This is a genomic window from Gluconobacter albidus (genome assembly GCF_002723915.1).
GTDB classification, from domain to species: Bacteria; Pseudomonadota; Alphaproteobacteria; order Acetobacterales; family Acetobacteraceae; genus Gluconobacter; species Gluconobacter albidus.
This window is the reverse complement of record NZ_BEWL01000002.1, coordinates 253869-267513: the sequence shown is the minus strand read 5'-3', so window position 1 is coordinate 267513 and position 13645 is coordinate 253869. Positions and strand designations below refer to the sequence as shown.

The following is a 13645-nucleotide window of genomic DNA, read 5'->3' as shown; positions in this document are numbered from 1 at the left end:
AAGCAGGCGCCGCACTCAGCTAACTCAAGAAGGCATTCAACACTGGGAAGCAGGAATTTTTAGAAATTAATATGTGACAAGAAAAAATATACCAAAGTTATATTGTAAAAATAATCCAATAAAAATAAAATATAATCATTCGCAAACAATATAAACTTAAATTATACTACAATATAGTCCCGGAATTTATGATTTTAGCCCTAGAAAACAGTTCTTCTTGAGATAAAACACTAACGGCAGGCTGAATTCTCTCTACTATACGCCTCAGAGGAAGCCTAAGATTACGAGACGTTAATATTACTGGTATCCTTCCTTCTTTCGAAGAGGACTCAAAAGAATACTTCAAACTTGAAACAAATCTTTGCATCTGGGAAGGCGAGAAATTAATTTGTTTTTCTTCGATCGAAGCAGACAAACTCTCATAGGCAGCCAATTCCCACTCGGGACTAAGAGATAACACTGGTATATACCCTTGGGCATTCATCACAGATGAGCTGATTTGACGCGCCAATCTAATTCGAACATGCGCGACCAGTGCTGCAACTGTTTTGAATCCTTGACCGTAACCTTCTTGAATCGCCTCCAAGATACCCGTTAAGTCTCTAATAGAAACTTTTTCATCAAGAAGAGACTGTAACACTCTTTGAATAATACTCACAGAAACCTGCGAAGGAACAAGATCAGCGACTAATTTCTGCTGATCTCTAGGCATGCCATCCAGTAATTTTTGCGTCTCAGAATAGGATAAAAGGTCTGCCATGTTCTCTTTAACCAGCTCGGTTAAATGAGTAATAATAACACTTGCTGGATCTACGACAGTATATCCTTGAATTATGGCATTTTCACGTAAATTTTGATCTATCCACAATGCAGGTAAGCCAAAGGCAGGTTCTTTGGTTTTTTCACCTTCAATATTAGGCGCTCCTCCTTGAGGATTCATAGCCAAAAGTTTGTTAATTTTAATTTCACCCCGCCCCACTTCTATTTCTTTGATACAAACTGAATAATAATCAGGAGGTAAAATTAAATTATCTTGAATGCGAACGGGCGGCAGTACAAAGCCCATATCACTAGCAATATTCCTTCGTAATATTTTAATTTTTTCGGTTAGACGAGCGCTTTCTCCATTGGCTATCGCCAACAAATTAAAGCCCAATTCCAATCTTAATAAATCAACCTTAAGGCTTTCCGAAATTGGTGCGTCAGATTGAACAGTAGTCTCAGGCACTACAATAGCGTCCGCCTCTGTATCGCTATTAGAAATAGGGGAATTATACCTGAACCACGCTCCCATTGCTGATAAAACTGCAAGGAAAAGAAACGGAAAGGTTGGCAATCCGGGCATCAGCGCTAAAACCAATGAACAACCGGCAGCTAAAGCAAGTGGCTTAGGATTTCCGCCTAATTGCCTGACAAGAGCAACATCTGCCCCCCCCTCAGTCCCTCCTTTTGTTACTACAATACCGGAGGCCGTAGAGACCAAAAGCGCTGGTATCTGGGACACTAGCCCATCACCGATCGTTAATGTTGTAAATGCGGTAGCGGCATCTGATATAGACATACCATGACGAATAATGCCTATTGTTAACCCGCCAACAATATTAATAGCTGTTATTATCAAACTGGCGATAGCATCTCCACGAACAAATTTCGCGGCTCCATCCATTGCTCCGTAAAAACCGCTTTCTTCTTCAAGTTCTTTTCGTTTTTTTCTAGCAACAACATCAGTGATGGCTCCTGAAGACAACTCGGCGTCAATTGCCATTTGTTTTCCAGGCATGGAGTCCAAAGAGAATCGAGCCGCTACCTCCGCAATTCTTCCTGATCCCTTTGTAATAACCATAAAGTTAACAACAAGAAGAATAGAAAATAATATAGCGCCGATAGCGACATCTCCCCCCATGAGAAATCCGCCAAAAGCTGCAACGACATGACCTGCAGCATATGTTCCTTCATAGCCGTGACTCAAAATCAGACGTGTTGTTGCCACTTCCAAAGAAAGACGCAGCAATGTTGTCAGCAGCAACAAGGTTGGGAAGGACGTAAAATCTAAAGGCTTATTTAAAAATAATGCCACCATCAAAACCAATATTGATGATGTAACTGAGAGAGATAATCCAATATCCAAAACAAATGTAGGTAACGGCAAAACAAGTATAGAAAGCAATGCCGCAACAGACAGTGCCAGACCGACATCAGATCCGGGGAAAAATCTCTTAAAAGAGGATAATTTCGAATTTATATTAAATTTATCAAAAATATCCTTCAATGCAGAAGAAAAATTATAATTAATACTATTCATTTTCTTCTAAGTTTCCAAAAATAAAGACGATTACAATTTTATTTTTCTGACTTAACAATTTCAGTCATTGTAACGCCTAAACGCGTTTCATCTACCATGACCACTTCTCCTCTTGCAATTAGACGGTTATTAACAAGTATATCAATGGGATCACCAATTTTACGATCCAACTCGACAACTGCTCCACGTCCCAATCTCAATAGCTGGTTTATAGGCATTGCGGACCTACCCAACACTACGCTTATAGCTACCGGAACATCGTAAATAGCCTCTAAGTCATTAGGTAATTTAACTTCGGAAACATCAGGAGAGAAAAAGTCTTCTCCTTCCATCTCAAAGTTTTTTTTATCATTCTCCAGCATTTTTTCTATTCCCTTTCTGACAAGCAAGCATGATTTCAGAAGTTATTTTTTCCATATATTTATTTGCATTCCGCGACAACGCCCCAAAATCCCAATAAATCTCAAAATCTCCATTTTCCAATGTTTCATCTAATCTAAAATTTAATCTTTCTTTAAAGAAATCCGGCAATAACTTTTCTATTTTAATGAAAAATTCTTTAGAAGAACTTAATTTAAAATTATTATTTTTATTTATTAGTGGATACAATTTTTGTAAAATAATTTCCGATTCCTCCATTCCATATTTAACGAATAAATTAGGAAACACAGCTTGTATACAGGTCAGCACTGCAAATGCTACTTCATGATAAAATTTGTTTTCTTGATTTTGAATTTTCTTCTCTATGGATGAAATTTCGGATATGAAATAATTTTTTAATTCCTTTTCTGTGTTAATTTTTTCTTTTTCTATATCGTATTCTTTTTTTCCTTTCTTTAATCCATCCTGAAAGCCTTTATTATAGTATTCATTTAAAATATCTTGAGAAATTACATTTTCTTTTTCTAAAACTGGAGATATAGATTGATCCTCTAACGTATTATTTTTTTTATTTTCTATTTCTTCAAAATCCTCAGCATATAAATTTCCTATTTTTTTTTGCGTTTCCAAAGATTGCTTAGCCATCAAACGATCATTTCATTTCCTGGCTGTTCTTGATCAATCAGATCGATCTCTCCACGATCCACCAAATCTTTAGCAACGATGAGAATTTCATTTTGTGCTATATCAACGTCCTTCACTCGGACAGGACCAAGATCTTCAATTTCATCCAACAGAATACGCCCTGCCCGATCAGACATAGATGCCAGAAATGCTTGACGCAGCCTATCACTTGCACCTTTCAGTGCTAATGGCAGACTTTCCCGAGGAATTTGATTCAACAACGTTATCAAACCCTCTCCAGACAGATTCACAAGTTCTTCAAACGTAAACATGAGGCTCTTAATTTGTTCAGCATCTTCTTGGCTACGTTGCTCCAAAGCAGTCATAAAACGATTTTCGAGCCTTCTATCAAAATTATTAAATATATCAGCTAATACTTCGTGGCTATTACGATTTACCCCTCGAGGCAGGTTAGAAACGAATTCTAACCTCAAAGTTTTTTCGATGCTCTGGATTACGCTTTTTTGTATCGTTTCTGTTTTTAGCATTCTCATCATAATATCTAGAGAGAATTCTTCCGGAAAAAGTGCCAACACTTTAGCTGAATGAGAAGGTTTTATTCTACTCAAGATGACCGATACTGTTTGCGGATATTCGTTTTTTAAGTAATTAGCAAGTACAGCTTCTGGTACATTCCCTAATTTATCCCACATTGTCCGGCCCGCAGGACCGCGAATTTCTTCCATAATCGCCGCTGCTCTATTGGCGGGAAGCGCATTCTTGAGAAGTTTTTCTGTACTTTCAAGATCCCCAACCACTCCTTCAGCAGTTCCTAAACCTTGGCTGAATTCATGACATACTTTTTCCACGATATTTGATGATATAATACCAAGCTGAGCCATTGCTGAAGAAACTTCTCTGATTTCTTCCTCATGCATTTGTTCAAATAACCTAGAGCAATTTTCTTCACCCAGCGCCATCATCAAGATGGCAGCCTTCTGCACACCTGAGATATTTTTTTCCATATCCATTATCTCGATGCTCCTTCCTGGGCAGGCATTAACCAGCCTCTCACTAAAGAAATACTTTCTGCAGGGTGTGTTTCTACGAGATCTATGACTTTTTGTACGGATGATGCTCTAATTCTGCCTTGCACTCCATTAACAGAAACAGTTTCTTCATCAACCAAGTCTCTTTCCCCATCGGAAACTGCAAGCAGTGGTAATTTTTGTCTATCCGACTGATTATCGGGGAGGTAAAGCGCGGCTTGGGAGGTTGAGGATAGAGATTGGGACCCAGCCCCAGAAATTGAAGGGGCAAGAAGCCTTTCAGGCTTATTATCCCCGACTGGTTTCAATAAAGGTCGAACAACAAAAAATAATACCATTACAAGACAAAAAGCGAATAGACTAAATCTTACGGCTTCCATTTGATTTGAGTGAGTGAAAAATTTTCCCCATCTGAAAACCTCGGGCCGCATTTCAGTTTCCATATCGGTAAATTTCATGGACATGACAGTTACCACGTCCCCGCGCCCCTGATCGAAGCCAACTGCGCTTTTAGTCAACGCTGTTAGACGAGCCAGCTCTTCTTCATTGCGCGGCTGCCAAGACGAATGACCTTTTCCATCAGCTTGAGTGATGCCATCGACCATCACTGCCATGCTGATACGTGCAATACGAGGTTGGTCCTGAATTAAAGTACGTACTGTTTTACCAATCTCATAATTGTTTGTCTGCTCCTGCCTATTGCTCTGGCTCCCGTTCTGCTGCTGTCCTGCATTCGCATTAGGAAGATTATTTGAAACTGTCGTATTAGCGGAGCCCTGAGTATTAATATTCTTTTCGCTTTTAGTTTGCTGAGAGCGTAAAACCTGCTGATCAGGATCGTAATTTTCCTGTGTTTCCCGAACGTGATCATTGTTCATGGTAACATTCGCTTCTACACGAACGTGCCCAGGGCCAAGCGATGATCCCAACAGATCCTCAACTTCGTGTGCGATGCGCTGTTCAAATACCTGACGCTGCTCTTCTAAGGACTGACCACCATTTACGCTTCCTTCTCCTTGCTTGAGCAGGACGTGGCCACGATTATCGATCAACGAGATATTGTGTGCATCCAATCCGGGAACTGCGGCGGCAACGAGGTTAACAACTGCGGCAATATTTTCTTCCTCAAGGCGGCGGCCGCCATCCATGGAAAGAAGTACGCTCGCCTGAGCGTTCTGCTCATCTGTTGAAAAAAGTTCCCTATGACGCAATACAAGGTGCACTCTGGCATTCTGCACCCCATGAATAAGGCGAATGGATCTTTCCAGCTCTCCTTCAAGGGCGCGGGTTTCATTAATAGTCTGTTCGAATTGAGTTGCGGTGAAGCTGTTACCCTTGTCAAAAATCTCATATCCAACTGAACCTCCAGACGGTAAACCTCCCTTAGCGAGAAGTAGCCTGGCACGCGCGACATCATCATCAGGTACCATGATCGTACTACCCTGATCCTGAAGACGATATTTGATATGGGCTTTTGAGAGTTGGTCTACAATTTCACCAGCTTCATGGGGCTCCAGATCACGATACAAGAGACCATTAGTGGCATTGATGCCATGCATGACCAACACGCCCAACAGGATCAGCATTGAGACGCCAACGCCACCAAGAGCTGCCAGACGTGGGAGGCCGAGCTGCTTGAGGTTTTCCAGAAGAGCTTTCACTGATTGCTCTCTTTCCAATTTTTCAGAGAATCGTAATCGTTGCGATTACTGTCAGAAAAACCTCCCTGCCCTGCCCACATGCGAATCTGTTCCTAAAACTTTACTTTTCGACAAACTCCATTGTGGGGCAAAAAGGTTAATACATGACTAACAATCGATCTCGGAGGCCCCTGAAATCAGGTACTTGAAAAGCCGGTTAGGTCGCTCATGTTGATGGTGGCACTACCCATATCAATATTAACCCCCGCGCTTCCCTTTGAAACGCCTGTAACCGTTCCTGTTACCGTAGTCGGAAGCGCAACGCTGGTCCCGTCTGTTGAACTCCCTTCTACTGCCACAGTATAAGCGCCATTGCTTAGCTGTATCCCACTGTTATTTTTACCATCCCATGTCCAGGTATTTGTTCCGACTGAAGCATCAATTGTCTCGGATTTAACGACAGCCCCCGTACTATCCGTTATAGCAATCGCGACATCTCCAGCCTGAGGTGCGGTAAAAGACAAAGAGGCCGTCCCACTTTGCAATGGGAGACTGGAAGTACTGGCTGTCGTTGTTTTTCCGATAAGACTGACAGCAGAAGCCATCTGGTTATCCTGCGTGGCTGAAATCAAGCTCGTCAGGTTTGTATTGGTTTGCACCTGCTGTTGCACACCGGCAAACTGGGCCAATTCCGCAGTAAATGAATCAGTACTTGTCGGATTGCTGGGATCCTGATGCTGCAACTGCGTCGTTAACAGTGTGAGAAACTGATTAAAGTTTCCGCCCAGAGAAGACAAGGAGGAACTGCTTGAACTGCTCGTTGCGGTGCTGGACGACGCAGCGGCATTTGTGGCGGCATTACTTTTGGCTGCGCTTATTGCCTGACTTAAAAGAGATGTACTGCCTGTTGTTGTGCCAACTGAAGAGACCATGATTTCAATCCTATTTTTAGACTGTGAGATCGACGACGCCGCGGAGAAATCGGCGTTCAGCGACAGAAGTTGAAGCTTCAGGCGTATCGCCCCGTAATGAACCTGATGAGCGGGTGTTGCCCTCCTGCCGCTCATCACGAGACGACATGTCAAGAAAAGCTGGCAGCGAAAGACTGATCTGGATATCTGCTTTCACTGTGGACTGCGCGCCAGAAACAAAAGATGAATTATCAGACAGTGCTTCAATTAGTGTACTTTTGTCTTCTTTAAGCGACTGGTAAACCTCCGGATTATCCGTATTAATATGAATCCTATGCTCTTTACTGATAGTTCCATTAATTTTTATATGTATTTTTTCGTTTTCTCCAACATTCATTTCGATATGAGTTATATTATTTCCAATACTTTCTTCTTGATAAAGCTGAACATGCGGATCAGCATGCCGGGAGATTTTCTCTTCATCACCGGGGGGTGCAGTGGTATTTTCTGCCTGTGTCTCAGGAGTTGTCTCATTCAATACTTCAGGCAGTATTTTCTCCGAAGCAATCGAATCTGAGTCAATAAAAGAGTTGTTTTCTATTTTTATAGAATTTTCAGATTTATTGAATTCTATATTTTGTTCTTTTTTATCTTTATCCAATATTCCATTATCAGAAATAACTCTTGAATTATTATTTCCAATAAGATCACTGATCTGATTTGTTTTATTTGAAACAGACTCTCCCTTACCGTCCGCCGCAGAGCTTGTTTCCTTCACAGGAAGAGACGGCGTATTGTTATCAACGAAATCATCTCCCTCCGTTTGAGATGACTCATTTTCTGCTGGGCTCAGACCATCCTTCGGCAAAGATTTATCGCTGCTTTTTTGCGCAACGGATTGGGGCGATTTATTCTGAACGCTACTATCCTGTGGCTGTTCTTTACTGCCATCAGAGGCGCCCTTCTGTACGGCAGTTGGAAGGGTCTGACTTTGAGGAGCAGCTGCGGGTTTCGAAAGGACAATATGTTCTTCCAGATGTGAGACTGCGGCTGGTCGCACAGGGGACGTCGTTGAAGTCTCGGCTTTTGGAAACTGTCTCTGAGCTGTCCGTTCGGATGCGAGAGGCTCTGCTTTTGTTGCAGACTGGGATTTGACTATTGAGGTTTTTTGGCTGGTTTCAGAGTGCCTGGGAGTTTCCGGGTGCACATAGCTTGCCAGAAAATCGTGGAACCGCTCATTGGAGGCCAGTTGTGCCCCGGGAGCAATATCAGTGCGCCCGAGGCCCGTGGTCGACATAACTGCGGATGTCGTGACATGTGACAAAAACTTGCGCCTCCGGATCCGCCAGCATCGGTAAATCCGGGAAATTTTTGCACAAGAACCGTAAAGAAAGCGTTTAACTACTGCCTAATACTATAGAGGTCAGGGATGGATCGTGTCGTATGCCGGCGATCCTGGAAAGGCGCCATGCGGGATCGCCGGCGTGCTCGGGCAGATGGGAGGATTACCATCAAGTGCCAGAGCCTGTACCGTATGGGTTGCCACCGAAATCAGTCCTCTGACGGCCAGCTTCTGGTTCAGATGGATATGCGCCAGAAACTCCTGTGGCAGAATGACAGCTGTCCCATCGCTAAGCTGTACGCCAGTAGGCGTAATGTCAGCGACAACCCCCTTGATCACAGGAAGTGGCGTCATGTCATAGACACAGGGAGCAGCTTCCGCTGTGGAGAAGGACAGAGCCAGAACCAGGCTGGCGCAAGCAAGCTTTTTCAATGTCTGAAATGCCTCATGCCGGTGAATACCATGGCGATCCCGGCCGCATCTGCCGCATCGATCACCTCCTGATCGCGGATGGAGCCACCCGGCTGAATGACAGCCACGGCACCCGCCGCAACGACGCTCTCAAGACCATCCGCGAAGGGGAAGAACGCATCCGAAGCTGCAACCGATCCGATTGTCAGCGGGGCCTGCTCTCCGGCTTCCTTTGCGGCATCTTCGCTCTTGCGCGCTGCAATCCGCGCGCTGTCTACCCGTGACATCTGCCCGGCACCAATGCCAACCGTGGCGCCATTGCGGACATAGATGACGGCGTTTGATTTCACATGCTTTGCGACGCGGAACGCGAACAGCAGATCCTTCATTTCCTGATCCGTCGGCGCCCGCTTGGTCACGACCCTGAGGTCGGCTTGCGTTACCCGACCGGCATCGCGACTCTGGGCCAGAAAACCACCTGCGACCGAGCGGAATGACAGCCCTTCAGCGGTCGGATCAGGCACGCCCTGCGTGAGCAGCAGACGCAGGTTCTTTTTCTTTGCAAGGACCTCGACGGCATCCGCATCGGCATCGGGAGCCACGATCACCTCCGTGAAGATCTTGCTGATCCTCTGGGCCGTGGCACCATCCAGCGTCCGGTTGAGGGCGACGATACCGCCGAAAGCCGAAACGGGGTCGCAGCGCAGAGCCGCAATCCAGGCCTGCTCCAGCGTTGCTGCAGACGCCACGCCGCATGGATTGGCATGCTTGACGATCACCACAGTCGGTTCATCAAACTCGGCGACAGCCTCGAACGCCGCATCCGTGTCATTGATGTTGTTGTAGCTCAGCGCCTTGCCCTGAAGCTGCCGCGCGCTCGCTACACCGGGGCGCTGGCTGCCGTCACGATAGAAAGCCGCCTTCTGATGCGGGTTTTCGCCGTAACGCAGCAGATCGTCCCGTGTTCCGCTCAGGGTCAGGACGGGAGGCAGGATTTCGCCGGCCTGTTTGGCAAACCAGCGGGAGATCATGCTGTCATAGGCAGCTGTGTGGGCGTAGGCGGAGGCCGCGTAGCCCCGTCGTTCGACCAGCACCGTACCGCCCTGCTCCAGTGACGCGATGACCGCCCCATATTGCTGCGGATCCGTCAGGATCGCGACGTGATCGAAGTTTTTGGCAGCCGCGCGGATCATGGCGGGGCCACCGATATCAATATTCTCGATGCAGTCTTCGTCCCCTGCACCCGATGCAACGGTTGCGGCGAACGGATAGAGATTTACACAGACCAGATCAATCGGAGCGATGTCATGCTTCGCCATCTGCGCAACATGATCGGCGAGATCGCGGCGTCCGAGAATGCCACCATGAACCTGAGGCACGAGGGTCTTGACCCGCCCGTCCAGAATTTCCGGAAAACCGGTATGGTCCGAGACATCCTTGACGGTCAGACCGGCGTCACGAAGAGCCTTGGCGGACCCCCCGGTCGAAAGAAGTTCCGCACCGTGGGCTGCAAGCGCACGCCCCAGTTCGATCAGTCCCGTTTTGTCAGAAACGGAGAGAAGAGCGCGGCGGACGGGGAGTCGGGTCTGTGTCATGATGAGAATGAAATATCCTTCAAAACATGTCCGCGCAACCGCGAGTGATGCGCAGAGGGGGGATGATGACCCGGAACAGGGCCATTACCGGAAAATCCTGCCCAGCCCAGAAGGCAGAGGATGGGCACAAGAAGCATGATTTCCCCGATGCCGCCAGTCCGGACATAGGGCCAGAGTGAAAGTCGCGAACGGCTGAGGGGGGCGAAAACCTGACAGCCTCCTGTCGGGAGATCGGCGGCGATATGGGTCGCAGCGCCAAGCAGCAGGGCACCCCACGGTCCGCGAAGACTTTCAGGGCCCATCAGACCATTCATGACAGCCGCAGCAACGAGCAGCATCAGGCCCGAATGCGTCAGGCCACGATGGCCGAAGGCTTTCGCCAGAAAGCGGGAGAGGATCTTCACCCGGCTTCCAAGCATGGAGCGCTCGGTATCAATGTCGGGCAGAAGACTGCCCAGCAGGCCCGTACAGACGGAAAGTGGCTCAGGGGATAGCACATGCCAGCGCATGGCACACAATACGGCAAAGCCGCCGATCAACAGATGGGAACGTCCAGTCACGCGCCCTTATGATCTGCTTCATCTCGTCCCGCAAACCATTTGTTCATAAAACGTTCACGGGGACCACGACGTGATGCAGGCCCCGTGAAGCGTCCGTGGCGGTGCGCTCAGACCTTCAGGAGGGCTGCGGCCGTTGCGCGCTGACGAACCTTGTCCGCGTCGAAGGCGCCCGCCGTAACCCAGGAGCCACCGACACAGGAAACGGTCGGAAGGGCCAGCCATTCCGGGGCGCTTTCTTCCGTAATGCCACCCGTCGGGCAAAAACGGACATTGCTGCCGAAAACACTGGCAAGGCTCTTCAGCGCGGGAATGCCGCCATTCGTCACGGCCGGGAAGAACTTGAAGCGCGACAGGCCCAGATCGAGACCGCGCATGATGTCACCCGCATTGGCAACGCCCGGCAGGAACGGAACGTCATGCGCGACGGAAGCCTTGACGAGGGCATCGGTCAGGCCCGGGCTGACGATGAAGCGCGCACCCGCTTTCACGGCACGGTCCATATCGGACGGGTTCAGAACGGTCCCCGCACCGACGAGCGCACCCGGCACCTTGGACATTTCCTCAATGACTTCGAGCGCACAGGGCGTCCGCAACGTGACTTCAAGCGTGGACAGGCCACCCGCCACCAGAGCCTCGGCCATCGGACGGGCCTGCGCCACGTCATTGACCACCAGCACCGGCATGACCGGACAGCGGCTCATGACGGCATCAAGTTTGGCAGTATCGATCATGCGAAATCTTCCTTAGTGAATATCGTCGCCGACGGCTTCGATCACGCGATCCATCTGGGCCAGCATCGCAGACCCGCCCGCTTCGGCCGGATCATGCACCGAACGCAGCAGCGCGAACAGCTCCCGACCCGTTCCCAATGCCGGGAGCGGCGGGGCGACCGGCGTGCGGCTGTCCCATTCGGCGGCATCCACCAGCACCTCGATCTGGCCGCTCACGGCGCAGACGCGGATCATGTCACCGTCCCGAACGCGGGCGATCGGACCGCCAACCTGCGCTTCGGGGCCGACATGAATGGCCGCCGGCACCTTTCCGCTGGCGCCCGACATACGACCATCCGTCAGAAGGGCCACCTTGAAGCCGCGGTCCTGCAGCACGCCCAGCGTCGGGGTCAGCTTGTGCAGTTCCGGCATGCCATTGGCTTCCGGCCCCTGAAAACGCACGACCACGACGACATCACGCTCAAGTTCGCCATTCTGATAGGCCGTGATGACGTCATGCTGGTCCTGAAACACCCGTGCAGGCGCTTCGACCGTCAGGTGTTCCGCTGCAATGGCGCTGCTCTTGTAAATCGCACGCCCCAGATTGCCCGTCATCAGGCGCATGCCGCCATCCGGACGGAAAGGCGTTGCAACGTCACGCAGGATGTCGGTGTCGGTGGAAGATTTTGCGCGGCTGTAGACGAGGTCGTCGCCTTCAAGCGAAGCGCGGCGTGCATAATCGGAAAAGCCGCCGCGCGAGACCGTCAGGATATCCTGATGCAGCATTCCGGCGCTCGACAGTTCGGCGATGACCGTTGGCATCCCCCCCACGCGATTGAACGCATTCACGTCTTCCGAACCGCTCGGATAGACGCGGGTAATCAGCGGAACAGCGGAAGACAGGCGGCTGATGTCTTCCCAGTCGATCAGAATGCCTGCAGCGCGGGCGATGGCGGGAAGATGGATTGCATGGTTGGTCGACCCACCCGTTGCCAGCAGTCCGACAGCAGCGTTCACGATAGCCTTTTCATCGACGCACTGCGCGAGCGGGCGCGCATCTTCTCCATTCAGGCCGATCTCTGCCAGACGATGGATTCCCGAGCGCGTCATGGCCTGACGCAGCTTCGTGTTGGGATTGATGAACGCCGAGTCCGGCATCATCAGACCCATGATCTCGACCATCATCTGGTTCGTATTGGCCGTTCCATAGAACGTGCAGGTTCCGGCACTGTGATAGGAGGCGTTTTCCGCTTCCATCAATTCGGCCTGCCCGACCTTGCCCTGCACATAAAGCTGCCGGATGCGCTGCTTTTCCTTGTTTGGAAGACCGGACGGCATCGGACCGGCCGGAATCAGCATGGTCGGCAGATGACCAAAGCGCAGGGCGCCCATCAGAAGCCCCGGTACGATCTTGTCGCAGATCCCGAGCAGCGCCACGCTTTCGAACATGCCGTGGCTCAGACCGACCGCCGTGGACATGGCGATCACGTCGCGGGAGAACAGGGACAGTTCCATCCCCTCCTGCCCCTGCGTCACACCGTCACACATGGCAGGTGCGCCGCCTGCAACCTGGGCCGTCGCCCCGACCTCACGGGCAAACAGCTTGATCTGCTCGGGATAGCGGCCATAAGGCTGATGCGCCGAGAGCATGTCGTTATAGGTTGTGATGATACCGATATTGGTCCCGGTGGGACGCATCAGTTCCGGCTTGTCGGGGCTGGAAGCCGCGATCGCATGAGCCAGATTTCCGCAGGCGAGTCTGGGCCGGAGCACACCTTTGGCCCGGTTGCGCTCCATCAGGGCGAGATACCGGCGCCGGGAGATTTTCGAACGCTCGATGATACGGGCAGTCACACTCTCGACGACAGGATTCAGAGACATCTGGAAATACTCGCTACTCGGCTGATGCCTGCAATGCGCTCCGGAAAGGCCGACTTTCCGGCGCAAGGCACGGTATCGTGATTGAGGCCCCGTTCATACGGAAACCCCTCCTTCAGGGCAAGCCGTTCCCCAAATGAAAACCTCAATATCCTCATTTTTATTTCAATAAATCATTTCATATCGTCGATAAGTTCCAAAAATCACATTCAGGACGCAACAAAAAGAATTGCATCTGTTAG

General features: G+C 49.4%; 12 protein-coding genes. All 12 read right to left on the bottom strand.

Annotated elements, in window-relative coordinates; genetic code table 11:
* Positions 1 to 166: 166 nt before the first annotated feature.
* Positions 167 to 2302, bottom strand: coding sequence for a flagellar biosynthesis protein FlhA (flhA, locus tag GAL01_RS04180; RefSeq protein ID WP_082790633.1), 2136 nt, complete (start codon positions 2300 to 2302; stop codon positions 167 to 169).
* A 38-nt stretch (positions 2303 to 2340) separates the two neighbouring features.
* A complete protein-coding gene (gene fliN / locus GAL01_RS04175; protein WP_373317657.1) occupies positions 2341 to 2634 on the bottom strand; it encodes a flagellar motor switch protein FliN in 294 nt (97 codons plus the stop codon).
* Between the two features lie 16 nt (positions 2635 to 2650).
* A complete protein-coding gene (locus GAL01_RS04170; RefSeq protein ID WP_062028047.1) occupies positions 2651 to 3328 on the bottom strand; it encodes a hypothetical protein in 678 nt (225 codons plus the stop codon).
* Entirely contained in the window at positions 3328 to 4341 is a 1014-nt protein-coding gene (locus GAL01_RS04165; RefSeq protein ID WP_082790632.1) for a flagellar motor switch protein FliG, read from the bottom strand. The genes GAL01_RS04170 and GAL01_RS04165 overlap by 1 nt, the downstream gene beginning before the upstream one ends.
* Positions 4338 to 6017 (bottom strand): flagellar basal-body MS-ring/collar protein FliF, encoded by a 1680-nt coding sequence (gene fliF, locus GAL01_RS04160; RefSeq protein WP_062028043.1) that lies wholly within the window; start codon positions 6015 to 6017, stop codon positions 4338 to 4340. Before fliF ends, GAL01_RS04165 begins: the two co-directional genes overlap by 4 nt.
* Before the next feature lie 176 nt (positions 6018 to 6193).
* Complete coding sequence (locus GAL01_RS04155) at positions 6194 to 6928, bottom strand: flagellar hook assembly protein FlgD (protein WP_082790634.1); 735 nt, start codon at positions 6926 to 6928, stop codon at positions 6194 to 6196.
* Positions 6929 to 6944: 16 nt separating this feature from the next.
* Positions 6945 to 8204, bottom strand: coding sequence for a hypothetical protein (locus GAL01_RS15440; RefSeq protein ID WP_145995603.1), 1260 nt, complete (start codon positions 8202 to 8204; stop codon positions 6945 to 6947).
* Between the two features lie 126 nt (positions 8205 to 8330).
* Positions 8331 to 8681, bottom strand: coding sequence for a hypothetical protein (locus GAL01_RS04145; RefSeq protein ID WP_062028039.1), 351 nt, complete (start codon positions 8679 to 8681; stop codon positions 8331 to 8333).
* Positions 8678 to 10255: a bifunctional phosphoribosylaminoimidazolecarboxamide formyltransferase/IMP cyclohydrolase gene (gene purH, locus GAL01_RS04140; RefSeq protein WP_062028037.1), complete on the bottom strand. Its 1578-nt coding sequence runs from the start codon at positions 10253 to 10255 to the stop codon at positions 8678 to 8680. Before purH ends, GAL01_RS04145 begins: the two co-directional genes overlap by 4 nt.
* Positions 10252 to 10815, bottom strand: coding sequence for a metal-dependent hydrolase (locus GAL01_RS04135; protein WP_082780216.1), 564 nt, complete (start codon positions 10813 to 10815; stop codon positions 10252 to 10254). Before GAL01_RS04135 ends, purH begins: the two co-directional genes overlap by 4 nt.
* 107 nt (positions 10816 to 10922) lie before the next feature.
* On the bottom strand, positions 10923 to 11546 hold the full coding sequence (gene eda / locus GAL01_RS04130) for a bifunctional 4-hydroxy-2-oxoglutarate aldolase/2-dehydro-3-deoxy-phosphogluconate aldolase (RefSeq protein WP_062028035.1): 624 nt from the start codon (positions 11544 to 11546) through the stop codon (positions 10923 to 10925).
* 12 nt (positions 11547 to 11558) lie between these two features.
* Complete coding sequence (gene edd / locus GAL01_RS04125) at positions 11559 to 13406, bottom strand: phosphogluconate dehydratase (protein ID WP_099253087.1); 1848 nt, start codon at positions 13404 to 13406, stop codon at positions 11559 to 11561.
* Between the last annotated feature and the right edge of the window lie 239 nt (positions 13407 to 13645).